Genomic DNA, 17,190 nt, shown 5'->3' on the forward strand with positions numbered 1-17,190 from the left:
GAATTTGGAAAATATAATGTTTATATGGATTTTTGACATCCAAACAATATACGGTAATGATTCAAACGCATTATATAAGTAGCAATATACTCGATTTATCAGAGATAAACGAAATAATTTCTGAAAAGAAGCAGTTGCAATTATCAGATGAAGCGAAGCTTTTAATTCAAAAATGTCGTACCTATCTGGATGATAAAATGAAAACGCATAAAGATCCTATTTATGGTATCAATACTGGGTTTGGATCGTTGTATAATGTGAAAATTTCATCAGAAAACTTAACCAAATTACAAGAGAATTTGGTGAAGTCACATGCTTGTGGAACCGGAGAACGTGTACCAAAAGAGGTGATTAAATTAATGCTATTACTCAAAATACAATCATTGAGTTATGGATACAGTGCGGTACAATTGTCTACCGTAGAGCGTTTGATAGCTTTTTTTAATAACGATGTTTTACCAGTTGTATACACGCAAGGTTCATTGGGCGCTTCGGGCGATTTGGCTCCTTTGGCACATTTGGCGTTACCATTGTTAGGTATTGGAGAAGTGTATGTAAATGGAGAAATTACCGATGCAGCCGTGCTGGAAGAGAAGTTTGGTTGGGAACCGATAACGCTACTATCTAAAGAAGGTTTAGCGCTATTAAACGGAACTCAATTTATGAGTGCTTATGGTGTTTATTGTTTGTTGAAAGCCTATAAACTATCGTATCTAGCAGATTTTATTGGTACCATTTCATTGGAGGCTTTTGATGGAAGAAAGGAACCATTCTTTGCGCCTATTCATTTGATAAGACCGCATAGAGGACAAGTGAAAACAGCAGAAAGAATTTTAAAGTTCTTGGAGGGGAGTGAACTTATAGAACGTCCAAAACAGCATGTTCAAGATCCTTATTCTTTTAGATGTATTCCGCAAGTACATGGAGCTTCAAAAGATACGCTGGCTTTTGCTCGTAAAACGTTTAAAACTGAAATGAATTCAGTTACCGATAACCCAAATATATTTATCAAAGAAGATCAAATTATTTCCGGTGGAAATTTTCATGGTCAGCCTTTGGCGTTAGCTTTTGATTATTTGGGAATAGCAATGGCCGAACTAGGTAATATCTCGGAAAGAAGAACATTTCAATTGGTTTCCGGTTTGCGAGAATTACCAGCATTTTTGGTAGATGATCCGGGAATCAATTCAGGATTTATGATTCCGCAATATACGGCTGCAAGTATTGTAAGCCAGAACAAACAATTGGCGACTCCAAGCAGTGTAGATAGCATTGTTTCATCAAACGGACAAGAGGATCATGTGAGTATGGGGGCTAATGCCGCTACAAAATGTTTGAGAATTATAGATAATTTAGAACGAATTCTAGCCATAGAATTGTTCAATGCATCACAAGCTATGCATTTTAGAAGACCTTTTAGAAGTTCTGAGCTTATTGAAAGTTTTCTAGAAGATTACATAAAAGAAGTACCGTTTGTGGAGCAAGATAGATTTCTTCATTTAGATATAGAAAAATCTATTTCGTTTATACAAAATAGAACTATTGAGATTACTGAACTCTTTGAGAATTAAGAGTTCAGTAATTTTTTATTTTCAAAACTCTATTGATCCAGATGTAGGCACTCTTCTTATCGTGAAAAATCTTCATGTTCTTTTTATAGAAGAAATTTTCGATATTAAAATTAAAGAAGTCAATTTCTTTGGTTGAAACAATAGCCATCGCTTTTAGGTTGGTAAGGTTTCTTAAATAGAAATAGCACGTAGGATCTACAGTGTAAGATTGGTTTCTTAATGAGATATAGGCAAATGACTTATCTTTAAAATAAGTATTTGCAATGCTCATGAACTCATTACACTTTTCTTTGTCGAAAACAACTCCTTCGTTTACAGTAGATAACATAAAATAGTCATAAATGTAAACAGTGGCATAATCCAACTTGTAGGTTGCTTCGACTTGAAGGTCGGAAATTGATGTTAACATTTAAATGGTAATTAAGGGCATTTAAACTTACAAAAAAATCTTATGAATCAGTAGTCCATTTGACATTTTTTTCAATGGCTTTTATCATCATTGATGCAATATCTTTCTCAGTAGCTGTCTCTATTCCTTCTAAACCTGGTGAAGAATTCACTTCCAATAGTAATGGACCTTTAGATGATCTAATAATATCTACACCGGCAACTTTAAGTCCCATGGCTTTGGCTGCTTTTACTGCTATTTTCTTTTCTTCGGCAGTTACTTTTGCTATAGATGCTGTTCCTCCAAGATGAATGTTAGCTCTAAATTCTCCTGGCAACGCTTCTCGCTGAATGGCTGCAACTACTTTTCCATCTATGACAAATAGACGAAGATCTTTTCCACTTGCTTCTTTGATGAATTCTTGAACCAAAATGTTTGCTTTCAAACTCTTAAAAGCATTGATCACACTCTCTGCTGCTTTTTTAGTTTCGGCCAAAACAACTCCTTTTCCTTGTGTGCCTTCTAATAATTTTACAATTAGGGGAGAACCACCTACCATTTTAATAAGGTCTGTAGTATCAAGCGGAGAGTTCGCAAAACCTGTGGTAGGAATATGAACTCCGTTATTTAAAAGTAATTGTAATGAGTATAATTTATCTCTAGATTGTGTAATGGCATTAGAAGAGTTCAAACTAAAAATGTTTAAAGCTTCAAATTGTCTTGTTAGTGCACAACCATAAAATGTCATACTAGGTCTAATTCTAGGAATTACAGCATCAAGATCATTGAGAATTCTACCACCGCGATAATGCACTTCTGGTGTTTTTGCATCAAGTTTCATGTAACACTGAGCAATGTTTAAAAAGTACATCTCATGACCTAAACGTTCTCCCGCTTCCATGATTCTTTTGTTACTATACAAATCTGGATTACTGGCTAGAAGTCCAATCTTTAATCCTTTTCTCTCTACTTCTTTATTTTTATAAACTGATTTTAGTTCATCATCATCAAGATCGCCTAAAAGAAAGCTACTTTCTGGGTCTACCAAAATTCTTCCCATCATGGCTTCTCTACCAAGTAGCATTCGGTAACCCATAGAATCACGATTGGTAAGCGTCAATTCTATTTCCCAAATTTCATCTTCACCAATATGAAGAGAAGATTTAATTACATACCTATGTTCTTTGGTTCCAGTAGAACTTTTGATAACTCTTTTATCTGCAATAGGAGATTCACAATGAACTACGGTTTTTCCATTTGATTGCAACGGATATACATCATAGCGAACCCAATGTTCACCATCTTTCACAAACGGTTCTATATTTACGGCGTGCAACGCAGATGTTTTTGCTCCACTATCTACACGTACTTTTATTGCAGGAATATTAATTTTAGGCAGCTTTACCCATTCTTCGCTACCAACAACAATTTTATCAATCATTTTAACAGAGTTTATCTTGTACGAAAATAAACAAAAAAGGATGTACGTATCTTAATAGAACTATAAATAATTAAAAATGTTTAATTCGTTTGTATATAAAGTATTATCATGAAAAACGCCTCCGTTTGGAGGCGTTTTTTAAAATGTATGTGCTGTATTTTTACAATAAATAACGTTCTTTTTCTCCTTTTTGATTGATCACAATTAAAAGGTTTCTTTGATAACCAGATGCATCATTGGAAATTGACTTCACATCTTCAATCGAGTTTACAGGATTGTTGTTGATGGAAATAATTACTTTTCCTTTCAGATCTAAATTCTGATTTTGATAGTAATTTGCTTCATCAGTAATTTTTACTCCGCTATCTGTTTTGAATGCTTTCTGATCGGCTTTGGAAAGATTTTTTACTTTTAATCCAAGGCCAGCAATCACATAAGTGTTGTTTTTCAACAAAGTAACCGAAGTGGTTTTTGTATCACCATCTCTTTCATAAGTTACATTAACTTTATCGTTTGGTCTTTTTGATGAAAGGTATCCCGTAAGATCAGCAAATTTTGAAATTTTGATGTTATCTATTTTTTTAATTACATCACCTTTTGTTAAACCGGCTTTATCTGCTCCAGATTCTTCTTCAACACCGGCAACATAAACACCTTCCGTATTTTGAATTCCTAATTCTTCGGCGATATAAGAATTTAAACCGCTTCCTGTAATACCTAAAATACCTTTTTGAACGTTTCCATATTCTAAAATATCGTCTACTATTTTCTTCGCAATATTACTCGGTACAGCGAAAGAGTATCCTACGTAATTTCCGGTTTGTGAAGTGATGGCGGTATTAATACCTATTAAATCTCCGGCTGTATTTACCAATGCTCCACCACTGTTACCAGGATTCACAGCAGCGTCGGTTTGAATAAACGATTGTACTTTATCATCATTCGGATTTAAATCTCTTGCTTTAGCACTGATGATACCTGCAGTTACGGTAGATGTAAGATTAAAAGGATTACCAACAGCTAAAACCCATTCACCAATTTGGGTATTGTCTGAATCACCAAACGCTAAATAAGGTAATTTTTCATCGGCATCTATTTTAATAAGAGCAATATCAGAATTTGGGTCAGTACCCACTAGCGTTGCTTTGTAACTTTTATTGTTGTTTAATGTTACTTCCAATTCAGAAGCATTGTCTACCACGTGATTATTGGTAACAATATATCCGTCAGGAGAAATAATAACTCCAGATCCTGTGCCTACTTGTGCTCTTTGAGTTCCTCCGTTTCCATAAAAGAAATCAAAAACGGAATTAGGACTAGATTGTGCAATAGTGGTATTTTTAACGTGAACTACGGCGTGTACCGTCTTATTTGCGGCATTTGTAAAACCTTCTTCGTCAAGGGCGGCTGGCGGCGGGGTATTAAAACTTGTGGTAAATGTGTTGACAGGGGTGTTTTGTTCGCTAATGATATAATCTTTTTCTAAGAACAATTTGTAAGAACCAAGGGTGATGGCTCCTCCTAAAATAGCAACACTCAGCATACTTAAAAACTTTTTCATTTGCTTTCTATTTTATATTAATACTGTATTTAAAATGTTATTTTCTTTCTTTTTAACACCTAAAATTATTCCATTATTATGCTCACTTTTCAACTTTAACCACATTTTAACAATGGAAAAAGCGCTCTAAAAAATGTATATTTGCGACAATATTACATCCTATGAAACTCACATTTTATAAATACCAAGGAACAGGAAACGATTTTGTTATGATAGACAATCGTGATAAAATATTTCCTGTAGAAAATACACAACTTGTAAATCAGCTCTGCGATCGCCGTTTTGGCATTGGTGCAGATGGACTTATTTTATTAGAGAATGATGAAAATGTTGATTTTAAAATGGTGTATTACAATGCCGACGGAAATCAAAGTACAATGTGTGGAAACGGAGGGAGATGTTTGGTAGCGTTTGCCAATTTCTTGGGAGTAATTCAACAAAAAGCAACTTTTAACGCTATTGATGGTTTGCACTATGCGGAAGTGCATGGTGAAGAGGTGAAGTTACAAATGATTGATGTAGATGGCATTCAGGTTTTTGATGATTACACATTTTTAAATACAGGTTCTCCACACCATGTAGCTATCGTAGAAAATATTGAAAATTATGATGTTTTTTCAAACGGAAAACGAATTAGAAATGGAGCACCTTATTTTGAAGAAGGAACCAATGTAAATTTCGTAGAAAAAATGTCAGCTGACAGTTTTTCAGTAAGAACATATGAGCGTGGGGTAGAAGATGAAACCTATTCTTGTGGAACCGGCGTTACTGGAGTTGCTATAGCGATGCACAAAACTGGAGTTACAGAAGCTAACGAAGTAACGCTGAAAACTCCCGGAGGTAATTTAAAAGTTAGTTTTGAAACGGAGGGTGAAGTTTATAAGAATGTTTTTCTACAGGGGAAAGCCACCTATGTTTTTAAAGGAGAAATTACATGCTAGCACTCAAAGGTAAATACTGTTATTTAAGAGCTTTGGAACCCGAGGATTTGGAGTTTCTCTATTATGTAGAAAACGATGAATTGGTTTGGGAAGTGAGCGAAACAGTTACGCCCTATTCTCGTTTTGTACTAAAACAGTATTTAGAAAATAGTCATAGAGATATTTACGATGTAAAACAATTGCGTTTAGCCATCGTTTCACAAAATGACCAATTAGCGGGTTTTATTGATCTGTTTGATTTTGATCCAAAAAATGCAAGAGTAGGAGTAGGTATTATTGTTGCTGAAATGTTTCGAGGGCAAGGATTGGCAAAGGAAGCTTTAGCAATGATTACCAATTACTGCTTTCAAAAATTGAATCTGCATCAAGTGTATGCAAATATTACTGAAGACAATCTTGCTAGTAAAAAGTTATTTGAAAGTCAGGATTTTGAATTATTTGGTGTAAAGAAAGATTGGATTTTTTCCGAAGGAAAGTATAAGAACGAATTATTTTATCAGAAAATAAAAGAATGAATTTAAAGAAATTAGTCGCTATTGTAGCGGTTTTAGGTTTGGTTGCATGTAGTTATTTTGTATACGTGATCTATAGTTGGTTGTTTGTTTCCAATACCAATTTTAACAACGAATATGCCGAAATCTATATTCCTACCAATGCCACCTATGCAGACGTAAAAGAGCAGTTAACTCCATTGTTGAAAGATGTAGATGCCTTTCGTCAAGTAGCTAATAAAAAAGGATATACTTCCAATATCAAAGCTGGAAAATATAGAATTCAAAAGGGTATGAACAATAATCAAATTGTGAATACACTAAGAAGCGGAAATATTCCGGTGAATGTATCATTTAATAATCAAGATACGGCAGAAAAATTAGCCGGAAGAATAGCGGTTCAGATTGAGGCAGACAGTGCTTCTTTGGTGACTGCTATGAAAGATACCGATTTTCTAACTGAAAATGGTTTTACAGAAGCCACCTATCTTTCCATGTACATTCCAAATACCTATGAATTCTTTTGGAATACAGATAGCGAAGGTTTTAGAAATAGAATGCAGAAAGAATATGAAAAATTTTGGACAGCCGATAGAAAATCGAAAGCGGCTGAGCTCAATCTTTCACCAACCGAGGTAATGACTTTAGCTTCGATTGTTCAAAAAGAAACTGCTAAGACAAATGAACGCAAGCGTGTTGCGGGCGTTTATTTAAATCGATTAAAATCTGGAATGTTATTACAAGCAGATCCTACCGTGATTTATGCTGTGAAGGATAGAAATGCAGATTTTGATACAATTATCAAGCGTGTAGTGTACGAACATCTAAATGTAGATTCTCCATACAATACTTACAAATATGCAGGGTTACCACCGGGACCAATTGCTATGCCCGATATTTCTTCTATAGATGCAGTTTTGAATCCAGAAAAGCATGATTATTACTATTTTGTAGCTGATACTAAGAACTTTGGCTATCATAAATTTTCAAAAACCTTAGCTCAGCATAATAGAAATGCAGCTAAATATCATGCATGGGTTAGCAAGCAAGGCTACTAATAAAGCTAGTTTTCGAATTTAAGAGAATGATAAAGTTTCAGTTTCGGTGTTAATCATCGTTAATATTGCCGTTAAATTGGAGTTAACGGTATTTTTTTAACATTTTAAGTCATTGTTGAAAATTAAGATATTCTCAGTGTTAGGAGTATTTTGTTAAGGAAATGTCATAAAAAACTCATATTCGTATTGTTTATCATATAAAAAACACCTTTTTTTTGTTTTAATATAACTTTAACTATCTGTTTTTCAGTAAAATAAAAAGAGTATATATTTGTCCCCACAAAATTCTGAATAGAATAGCTATATAAAATATGATTTTTTAAGCTATTTACCAAATATTCAGAGAAAACAAATTATATGAGAAATGGAATAGTAAAAATTACCTTTTTTCTATTAGCAGTTGTATTCATTTGTGTAGGCTATGTAGCAAAAGATAAAATTATGCTACGAAAAAAGGAGGAGAAAGTTGCTATTGTTTTTGAACAACCAGATTCGTTATCAATGACGAAAGCAATGTTTCCAAAGATCACTACTTCCCAACCAGTAATTAAAAACAAAATTACCCCGCCTTTTATAGGCAAATCTTTCACAGGTTTTAAAGAAGCTTTAGGATATAAAGAATCCCGTGGAAATTATTTTATTGTAAACCAATTAGGATACTTAGGAAAGTATCAGTTTGGAGCTAACACGTTAAGTGCTTTTGGTATTAGAGATACTCAAAAGTTTTTAAATAGCCCAGAACTACAAGAGAAGGTTTTTTTAGCATATATGTCGCGTAACAAGGCAATTCTTAAAAATGAAATAGCCAAGTATACAGGAAAAACAATTGGAGGCGTTCTAGTAACAGAATCAGGATTGTTGGCAGCAGCGCACTTAGGTGGAGCAGGAAATGTTAAAAGATATTTGAGAACCAACGGAGCTACTCGTTTTAAAGACGCTAATGGAGCATCTGTAAGGTTCTATATGAAAAAGTTTAGCGGATATGATGTTTCGTTTATCAAATCAGACAGATACGCTAAAATTTAAAAGTTCATTTACCCAAGGAATGTGGAAGGGAATAGTTTGTAAAGCTATTCCCTTTTTTTATTTCGTATATAAAATTTAATGAATAGTGATGGAATAACTCACTTCATTGATTCCACCCGGTTCAAGAGTTTGGTTGGCTTCCTTAGTTGTAAAATCACCATCTGTTTGTGCGTTATCAGTAATTCCAAGCCAAGGTTCTAAGCATACAAAATTACCTTCCGTTTTTGCCCAAATTCCTAAATAATCAAAATCATCATAAGAAACAGTCACTACAGGACCTTTTGTTTCGTGTGCCAGCGATACTGATTTTGATTTAAGATTTTTAAAAATGAGCGCATCATCTTTAAAAAGATCATGTTGTAGGCGTAACACTTTATCTTCATTCAACATGGGAGCAGTTTCTCCAGATTGTAACCCGTTGTTGTCTAACAGATAGGTGACATCCGTCTCCGGTTTTTCAAAATCAATTAAATAATCAGTATACGCTTCTTCTTCATAAACTGGACATTTGAAAGCTGGATGACCACCAACTGAATAGTACATGGTTTCGTCTCCTAAATTTTCAATTTTATGATGAACTTGAATTGTGTTTTCAGTTAAAGTAAATGTGATTCTAAAATCAAATTGAAAAGGATATATACTTAAAGAATCTTTTGAATACGTATACCTAAACGTAACACTTTCTTCAGATTGTTTTTCAATCTTTAAATTCTCGTTATGTCGAATGAAACCATGTTTTGGTGTATAGTATTTTTCACCTTTGTAAAGAAAATGCTTGTCTTTTAAACTTCCAATAATAGGAAAAAGTACAGGTGCATGGCTTCCCCAAACGTCTGGGTTAGCATCCCACATGAATTCTGTACCATCATTATTTTTAATACTCGAAATTTCAGCTCCTTCAGTTTTAATAATTACAGAGAGTGAATTATTAGATAAGGCAATTTTTTTTGGAGTTTTCATGAACTTTATATGAAAATGTTAGTAAAAATGAATAATTGGTAATTATCTATACTTAGTAAGTAATTTCACCAATTATGGGTTATATTTAAGATTAAAATTAGTAAAAAATGAAAAAAATAATTGCTTTTGCTGGAAGTAATTCTTCAACTTCCATTAATTACCAACTCGTAAAGTACACAGCAAATTTACTTGAAGATGCTGATGTTCAAATCTTAAACATGGCCGAAATGCCATTTCCTATTTATAGTGAAGACACTGAAAAAAAAGATGGATTCAAAAATTCATTGGTAGAATTACATAATGATATTCAAGAAGCTGATGGACTTATCATTGGTGTGAATGAACACAACGGTAGTATTTCTGCTTATTTCAAAAATCTGATTGATTGGTTATCGCGTTTCAACAGAAACTTTTTAGTAGGTAAAAAAGTCTTTGTTTTAAGTACTTCAACAGGGAAATTTGGTGGTTCCAAGGCAGTAGAAGCTGTTAAATTAACATTACCTTTCTTTGGAGCTGAAATTTATACAACGTTTTCGTTACCTTTGTATATGGAAAACTTCTCTTCGGGTGAAGGAATCCTAAACGAAGAACTAAAAGTTTCGCACGGGGGAAAATTGCAGGACTTTGCGAAAGCTCTCTGAAAAAGAAAAAGGCAGCCATACTTTTGGCTGCCTCTTTTTTATAAAGTTATATTGTCTTAAAATAACTTATCAAAAATCTAATAATATTATGATGACAAATTCTAAAAAAAAAGAAGATTAGCGTCTTCTCTTTTTCTTCTTATTAGCGTTTTTATCGCCTCTGGTTTTTGGTTTTTTATATTTTTTGGCTAATTCTCTTCGGTAACTTCCACCTAGATTTTGCTTTTTGTTTTTTTCCTTTTTCTCATGAAAAGCTTCTCCACGATCGTCCAAATCCACTTTTGTTGGGTTGTTGCGTTCACGAATCACGGTACGTTCTTCAGGAAGTAACTGACTATCTAGCTTTAAATCTTCAGGATTTTCAAGTAATGTGATTTTCTTCTGCATTAAATTTTCAATAGCTTCTACAAAATCAGCTTCTTTTGGAGTAGAGAAAAGAATCGATTTTCCTTCTTTTTCGGCACGACCCGTTCTACCCATTCGGTGAATGTAGTTTTCAGGATATTCGGGAACATCAATACTTATTACATGTGAAAGTTCATCAAAATCCAATCCACGTGCAATAATATCACTGGCAACGAGAATTCGGTTTTTACCACTGTCAAAGTTTTCAATGGCTCGTAAACGATAGTTTTGAGTTTTGTTGGAATGGATTACAGCACATTGCCCAAGGAATTCTTCCTCTAAACGCTCAAACAAAATATCAGCTTTTTTCTTATTTGGAGAAAAAATCACCACTTTAGAAAAGGTTTGCTTGTCTCTTAAAAGTTGAGTTACTAGATTGATTTTGGTATAGAAATTTTCAACCTCGTAACGCGTTTGTTCAATGTTTTCAAGCGGAGTACCTGATGCAGCAACTGATATTTTTTCAGGTAATAAAAAGAAATCAGTAATCAATTCATCTACATCGGTCGTCATGGTTGCAGAGAACATGATGTTTTGTCTTTTCTCTGGAAGTAGATCAAAAATATTCATCAATTGAAACCGGAAACCAAGATCTAGCATGACGTCTACTTCATCAATAACCAATTTTTGAACTGACTTTAAACTTAGCATTCGGCTAATAGTAAGGTCATACAATCGGCCTGGGGTAGCTACAATAATATCTTGACCTTCGCCAACTAATGCAGCATGCGTATTCATATTTACACCACCATAAACTCCGGCTACACGAATATTCATATAGGCGGTTAATTTTTCAATGGCTTCTACAACTTGAACAACTAATTCGCGCGTAGGAACCAAAATAAGAATACGCGGATTTAATTGTCTTGAAAATTTAAGCTCACGCAAAAGTGGTAGCAAATAGGCAAAAGTTTTACCAGTACCCGTTTGGGCAATACCTACCATATCTTTCCCAGATAAAATAGCAGGAAAAGCTTCTTCTTGAATTGGAGTAGGAGTAGTGTATCCTAAATCTACTAATGCGTTGTCTAAAAACTTGCCGAGGTTTAAATCTTCAAAAGTGGCCATGAACTCAATTTTGTGCAAAGGTAACTTTTTAAAAGTTATAATTTTGAAAAGCTTTACACCTCTAAAATCTTTCGTTCTTCTTCTGTTAATAATCTTGATTGAATGATAAAGCGAACGCCCATGGGAATTTCAAGTGAAAAACTAGAGCCACGACCCGCTACAACATCCAATGTTAGGTGGGTGTGTTTCCAATATTCGTATTGATCTTTACTCATCCAAAATTCTACTCCGTCTATTTTGCCAAGCATAATATCGGAGTCACCCACTTTGAATTCATCTTTTTCAAAACACATGGGTTGCGAGCCATCGCAACAGCCACCACTTTGGTGAAACATTATGTCTTTGTAGCGGTCTTTAAGCTCATAGATTAATTTTCGGGCTTTATCAGTAGCATCTATTTTTGCAATATTTGTTGTCATAACTTCAATTTTTAAAATTGAAAAAGGGCAGTTTGTAACCGCCCTTCTTCATCCTATTCAACTAAATTCTAAAAGAAACCTAACTTATTCTTATCGTAAGAAATAAGCATATTTTTCGTTTGTCTGTAGTGATCTAACATCATTTTATGATTTTCTCTACCATAACCGGATTTTTTGTAACCTCCGAATGGAGCATGTGCCGGATAAGCATGGTAATTATTTACCCAAACTCTACCTGCAAGGATTTGGCGGGGAACCTGATACATTTCGTGTGCATCTCTTGTCCAAACTCCGGCTCCAAGGCCGTAAAGGGTATCATTGGCAATCTCTAGTGCTTCTTCTGTAGTTTTAAACGTACAAACAGCTACCACAGGACCAAAGATCTCTTCTTGAAACACACGCATTTTGTTATGTCCTTTAAAAATTGTTGGTTGAATATAATATCCGTTTTCAAATTCTCCTCCTAAATGGTTTTCATCTCCACCACATAAAACTTCAGCACCTTCTTCTTTTCCTATTTTTAGGTACGACATGATTTTCTCTTTCTGATCGTTACTAGCCTGAGCACCCATCATAGTATTTGGATCTAGCGGATTTCCGGTAACAATAGCTTTGGTTCTGGCAACTACGCGTTCCATAAACTTGTCGTAAATATCTTCGTGCACCAACATTCTGGATGGACAGGTACACACTTCACCTTGATTTAAAGCAAACATTACTGCACCTTCAACTGCTTTGTCAAAGAATTCGTCATCTGCATCTGCAACCGATTTGAAGAAAATGTTTGGAGATTTTCCACCTAGTTCCATAGTAGATGGAATAATGTTTTCTGATGCATATTGCATAATCAATCTACCGGTGGTGGTTTCTCCTGTAAAGGCAACCTTCGCAATTCTTGGGGAAGTAGCTAGAGGTTTTCCTGCTTCTACACCAAATCCGTTTACAATGTTGATAACTCCGGCCGGAACAACATCCTGAATTAATTCCATTAACACCATAATAGAAGTTGGGGTTTGCTCTGCAGCTTTTACTACAGTGCAATTACCCGCAGCAATTGCCGGAGCAATTTTCCAGGTGGCCATCAATAATGGGAAATTCCACGGAATAATTTGGCCAACAACTCCTAAAGGTTCGTGCAAAGCAATACTGACTGTGTTTTGATCTAATTCGGCCATAGTGCTTTCTTCGGCACGAATAACACCCGCAAAATATCTAAAATGATCTATACATAAAGGTAAATCAGCATTCAGGGTTTCTCTAATTGCTTTTCCGTTATCTATGGTTTCAACGGTTGCCAGATATTCTAAGTTTTGCTCCATCACATCTGCGATTCTAAGCAACACAGCACTTCTTTCGGTAGCTGGGGCAACACTCCAGGTTTTGTAGGCTTCGTGAGCAGCGTCTAAAGCTAAATCAATATCTTCTTTAGTAGAGCGTGCTACTTGAGAAATGAATTCGCCATTAATAGGAGAGGTGTTGTCAAAATAGTCACCTTTAACCGGGGCAACCCATTTGCCACCAATGAAATTATCGTATTTGTTTTTGAATGAAACTTCTTTTCCTACAAACGGAAACGTTTTCGTTATAGTGTCCATGTCTTTGGGTTTAAATGATTACGAAGCTAAAATTCGTTTAATAAAAACATAAAAAATTGAACAATTGTATTTTTTTGTAGTACATTAGTGTTATATCGATAAAAAAACAAGTTTTGAATACCAATTTGATAAAGCATCATGCCCTAAGAAAGATAGATACACTGGTAGAAAACCGCACAGTATACAGTGCCGACTTTGCTGAGTTAAATATCTATGAAACCCGGCAAAAAGCAGAGAATGTTTATCTAGAATTTAGTTATCCTATTATTGCCAGTATGATTTCCGGTAAGAAGATAATGCATTTGAATAATGTAAAACAATTTGATTTTGTACCGGGTGAATCTGTGGTGTTACCGGCAAATGAGAAAATGATCATTGATTTTCCTATTGCGTCTTTAGAAAAACCTACTGAATGCTTGGCGTTAGGTATTGATGCTTCTAAAATTAAAGAAACAGTAGAGCTCTTTAACGATAAAACCCGAATTGAGTTTGAAAATGATCAATTTGATTTTGACGATATTGCTATTCATTTAAATCATAATACATCTTTACAATCTTTGGTGGATAGACTGGCGCACACCTTTGTTGAAGGAGACAAAGCAAAAGATGTGTTGATAGATTTGATGATTAAAGAACTCATTATTCGTTTACTGCAAACCAAAGCGCGAGTATTATTACTTAATGATAGCAATGCGTTGTTTGATAATAGCAGAATGGCGTTTATAGTGAAATACATTCGAGAACACCTTACCGAAGAAATAAGTGTAGATAAATTGGCTGATAAAGCTTGTATGAGTAAATCGAGCTTCTTTAAAACGTTTAAAAATACATTAGGTGAAAGTCCAATTGATTATTTGAATGCAGAACGCATCAAATTTGCTAAGAAACTGATCAGAACATCGAATGATAAATTGAGAGAAGTAGCTTTTCAAGCCGGGTTTAATAATGTGAGTTATTTCAATCGTCAATTCAAAAAAATAGAAAAAATAACGCCCAAGCAATACCGTTCTTTGTTAGATAATGCTTAGTATTTTTTCCACCCAAATAAGGCCACGATTTTGTTTTTTAAACGAATTGCTAAGTCTACGGTAATATGTAATGCATCGATGCTTCTTACCTGAACTTCTTGTTTTACAATTGCGAGTTTTGCATCTAAATCGGGTTTGTAAAGGTTGTATTTAAATGAAAGAAATACAGTAACCATCACAAAAGCCATGGCTCCCGGAACTACAATTATAGGTGCTAATTGATGGTTGAAGAACTTATATAATCCAATTCCGGTAAAACTTCCATACAATAACATAAAGTGAATCACGTAAATTGATAAGGTATTTTGACCAATCTCTCTGAATTTTCTGCTAGTGATTACATTTTGTAATAACATGAAAATACCAAAAATCAACAGCACATTTCCTAATCTGGCAAACAGGTAATTATTGTCATGAATCAGTTTGAAAATATCAAAATTGGTGACTTCATATAATTTCCAAAACAGCGGGGAGCTTCCAAATAGAAAGGCGATTCCTCCAATAAAAGCTGTTGAAATAGCATAGGTATAAATGTGTTTATGCTCCTTAAAATAGTTAAACACATATCCTAAGAAAGCTCCAAAAGCAGCATAGCCAAACCAAGGAAAAATGGTAAAAACCGATCCGTTTCTTTTGGTGAAATAATTAGCGATGGCTTTTGGTAAAAAGTCAAAACTTTGCTGTGAATATATTGGTTCAAAAGCGAAAAGGAATAAAGTAAAGAATAATAAAATAGAAGGCATTATCCAGCTTTTTGCTTTCAAGGTTAGCATATAAACTGTGATGATGAGTAATAATGATAAACCAATACATTGCAACACATCAATCATGTAAAAGCCATCGTAAATTTCACCAATCAACAGGCCTCCAATGTTCATACGTAATGCGTAACCAATGCCTAAAAGCATCAATCCACGCTTGATTCCTTTACGAACTCGAATGTTGTCCCAACCCAAATGAGCTTTGTCTTTAATTAAAAGATACGTGAAAATGAAACCAGAAACAGTGAAGAAAACCGGAGCGGTAATTCCACGATTGTACAACCAAATCGAATAAAAAATATTATTGGAGTCTCTAAAATCGTATCCTAGAAGGCTGTCTGTAAAGTGCCCTTGCAGCATCATGCAAATAGCATATGCACGAATAAGATCGATAAAATAGAGACGAATTGGTTGTTTCATGTACAGTTGAAATTTGCAGCAAAACTATACAAAAAAACGGAAGATATGCTATGTAGAAATACGAATTTTACATCTATCAAAAATAAATGTAAAACTCGTAAAATTAGTGCTTTAAAATTTTGATAATCATAATTTTAAAGCATCATTCATTTTTGTTTTAATACCCTCTAAACACAAATTCCCTAAACTTCCTTCGTGGGTATGATTTACTTCTTTGTTTGGAGTAAAGTTACCAGCTTGAATTTCTAAACCTATTTTTTTATACGCATCTCTAAACGGCATTCCGCTTTGTACTAAGTGGTTTAATGTATCTACACTAAACAGATAATCATATTTGTCGTCATCTAAAATGTTTTCATTTACTTTTACATCTTTCAACGTAAATGTTGCCATTTCGATACACGATTTTAATTCTTGCAAAGCAGGAACAATTAATTCTTTTGATAATTGTAAATCTCTATGGTAACCGCTTGGTAAGTTGGTGGTTAACAACGCTAATTGTTGTGGTAAACCTTGCAATACGTTGCATTTTCCTCGAATTAACTCAAACACATCCGGATTCTTTTTGTGTGGCATAATGCTGCTACCGGTTGTTAATTCATCAGGAAAACCAATAAAATTGAAATTCTGACTCATGTACAAGCAAATATCCATCGACATTTTAGCCAATGTTGCAGCAATACTACTGACAGCAAATGCGGTAGATTTTTCAGATTTTCCACGACTCATTTGTGCGGCAACCACATTGTATTTCATGGTTGCGAACTCCAATTCTTCGGTAGTAAATGTTCGGTTGATGTTGAAAGAACTTCCGTAACCAGCAGCACTTCCTAACGGATTTTGGTCTACAATTTTGTAGGCAGCATTCAGAAAATACACATCGTCAATCAAACTTTCAGCATAGGCAGAAAACCATAAACCGAAACTCGATGGCATGGCAATTTGTAAATGCGTATAGCCCGGAATTAAAACATTTTTATACGTTTCAGCATGCGAAAGTAAAAGATCAAATAACTCTTTAAGTTGCTTTTTAATTTCGATGATTTCATCTTTCAAATACAAATGTACCGCAACCAAAACCTGATCGTTTCTAGAACGTGCTGTGTGAATCTTTTTACCGGTATCACCTAATTTTTCTACTAGAATAAACTCGATTTTAGAGTGCATATCCTCAAAATCTTGTTCAATAGTAAATTCACCTTTGGTAATGGTTTCTGCAATGTTATCAAGTTCGGTAACTAAATCGTTCGTTTCTTCTTCAGTTAGTAAACCAATCTTGCCTAACATTTTTGCATGTGCTTTGGAAGCAATCACGTCATATTTAGCTAAGAGTAAATCGAGTTCTCTATCGTTTCCAACGGTAAAATGATCTATTTTTTTATCGGTACTAAAACCTTTGTCCCACAATTTCATGCT

General features: G+C 34.4%; 16 protein-coding genes. 7 read left to right on the forward strand and 9 right to left on the reverse strand.

The genetic code is table 11. The features are described 5' to 3' along the window. Nucleotides 1-56: 56 nt before the first annotated feature. Nucleotides 57-1,571 (forward strand): histidine ammonia-lyase, encoded by a 1,515-nt coding sequence (gene hutH / locus BM383_RS04855; RefSeq protein ID WP_093023588.1) that lies wholly within the window; start codon nt 57-59, stop codon nt 1,569-1,571. 4 nt (nt 1,572-1,575) lie between these two features. Here hutH and BM383_RS04860 read toward each other — a convergent pair whose 3' ends face one another. The 3 genes from BM383_RS04860 to BM383_RS04870 all read right to left on the reverse strand — a co-directional run bounded on the left by BM383_RS04860 (nt 1,576) and on the right by BM383_RS04870 (nt 4,961). Next, nucleotides 1,576-1,980: a hypothetical protein gene (locus BM383_RS04860; protein WP_093023590.1), complete on the reverse strand. Its 405-nt coding sequence runs from the start codon at nt 1,978-1,980 to the stop codon at nt 1,576-1,578. Between the two features lie 40 nt (nt 1,981-2,020). Then, nucleotides 2,021-3,400 (reverse strand): 30S ribosomal protein S6--L-glutamate ligase, encoded by a 1,380-nt coding sequence (gene rimK / locus BM383_RS04865; RefSeq protein WP_093023591.1) that lies wholly within the window; start codon nt 3,398-3,400, stop codon nt 2,021-2,023. 160 nt (nt 3,401-3,560) lie between these two features. After that, nucleotides 3,561-4,961: a Do family serine endopeptidase gene (locus BM383_RS04870; protein ID WP_093023593.1), complete on the reverse strand. Its 1,401-nt coding sequence runs from the start codon at nt 4,959-4,961 to the stop codon at nt 3,561-3,563. 161 nt (nt 4,962-5,122) lie between these two features. Between BM383_RS04870 and dapF the strand changes: the two genes are divergently transcribed. From dapF to BM383_RS04890, 4 genes are all read left to right on the forward strand, one after another. Beyond that, complete coding sequence (gene dapF, locus BM383_RS04875) at nt 5,123-5,902, forward strand: diaminopimelate epimerase (protein ID WP_093023595.1); 780 nt, start codon at nt 5,123-5,125, stop codon at nt 5,900-5,902. Then, nucleotides 5,896-6,417, forward strand: a complete 522-nt coding sequence (locus BM383_RS04880; protein ID WP_093023597.1) for a GNAT family N-acetyltransferase — start codon at nt 5,896-5,898, stop codon at nt 6,415-6,417. The genes dapF and BM383_RS04880 overlap by 7 nt, the downstream gene beginning before the upstream one ends. Continuing rightward, the gene (mltG, locus tag BM383_RS04885) at nt 6,414-7,451 is read left to right on the forward strand and encodes an endolytic transglycosylase MltG (RefSeq protein ID WP_093023599.1); all 1,038 of its coding nucleotides are present in this window, start codon (nt 6,414-6,416) and stop codon (nt 7,449-7,451) included. The genes BM383_RS04880 and mltG overlap by 4 nt, the downstream gene beginning before the upstream one ends. Before the next feature lie 357 nt (nt 7,452-7,808). Then, the gene (locus BM383_RS04890) at nt 7,809-8,477 is read left to right on the forward strand and encodes a peptidoglycan-binding protein LysM (RefSeq protein ID WP_093023601.1); all 669 of its coding nucleotides are present in this window, start codon (nt 7,809-7,811) and stop codon (nt 8,475-8,477) included. A gap of 75 nt (nt 8,478-8,552) precedes the next feature. Here the strand turns inward: BM383_RS04890 and BM383_RS04895 are convergent, their stop codons facing one another. After that, entirely contained in the window at nt 8,553-9,437 is an 885-nt protein-coding gene (locus tag BM383_RS04895; RefSeq protein ID WP_093023603.1) for an aldose 1-epimerase family protein, read from the reverse strand. 107 nt (nt 9,438-9,544) lie between these two features. Here BM383_RS04895 and BM383_RS04900 point away from each other — a divergent pair, with 107 nt between their 5' ends. Beyond that, nucleotides 9,545-10,078: an NADPH-dependent FMN reductase gene (locus tag BM383_RS04900; RefSeq protein WP_093023606.1), complete on the forward strand. Its 534-nt coding sequence runs from the start codon at nt 9,545-9,547 to the stop codon at nt 10,076-10,078. Nucleotides 10,079-10,195: 117 nt separating this feature from the next. Here the strand turns inward: BM383_RS04900 and BM383_RS04905 are convergent, their stop codons facing one another. The 3 genes from BM383_RS04905 to BM383_RS04915 form a co-directional block, all read right to left on the reverse strand. After that, on the reverse strand, nt 10,196-11,551 hold the full coding sequence (locus tag BM383_RS04905) for a DEAD/DEAH box helicase (RefSeq protein ID WP_093023608.1): 1,356 nt from the start codon (nt 11,549-11,551) through the stop codon (nt 10,196-10,198). Between the two features lie 53 nt (nt 11,552-11,604). After that, nucleotides 11,605-11,970: a DUF779 domain-containing protein gene (locus BM383_RS04910; protein ID WP_093023611.1), complete on the reverse strand. Its 366-nt coding sequence runs from the start codon at nt 11,968-11,970 to the stop codon at nt 11,605-11,607. 68 nt (nt 11,971-12,038) lie between these two features. Then, nucleotides 12,039-13,565, reverse strand: coding sequence for an aldehyde dehydrogenase family protein (locus BM383_RS04915; protein ID WP_093023613.1), 1,527 nt, complete (start codon nt 13,563-13,565; stop codon nt 12,039-12,041). Between the two features lie 113 nt (nt 13,566-13,678). Between BM383_RS04915 and BM383_RS04920 the strand changes: the two genes are divergently transcribed. Beyond that, the gene (locus BM383_RS04920; protein WP_093023615.1) at nt 13,679-14,593 is read left to right on the forward strand and encodes an AraC family transcriptional regulator; all 915 of its coding nucleotides are present in this window, start codon (nt 13,679-13,681) and stop codon (nt 14,591-14,593) included. Here the strand turns inward: BM383_RS04920 and BM383_RS04925 are convergent. Beyond that, entirely contained in the window at nt 14,590-15,780 is a 1,191-nt protein-coding gene (locus BM383_RS04925; RefSeq protein WP_449421146.1) for a heparan-alpha-glucosaminide N-acetyltransferase domain-containing protein, read from the reverse strand. The two genes, BM383_RS04920 and BM383_RS04925, sit on opposite strands and share 4 nt — an antisense overlap. Before the next feature lie 120 nt (nt 15,781-15,900). Beyond that, complete coding sequence (gene argH / locus BM383_RS04930; RefSeq protein ID WP_093023620.1) at nt 15,901-17,187, reverse strand: argininosuccinate lyase; 1,287 nt, start codon at nt 17,185-17,187, stop codon at nt 15,901-15,903. Between the last annotated feature and the right edge of the window lie 3 nt (nt 17,188-17,190).

This window comes from Pustulibacterium marinum, assembly GCF_900116665.1.
Lineage (GTDB): Bacteria > Bacteroidota > Bacteroidia > Flavobacteriales > Flavobacteriaceae > Pustulibacterium > Pustulibacterium marinum.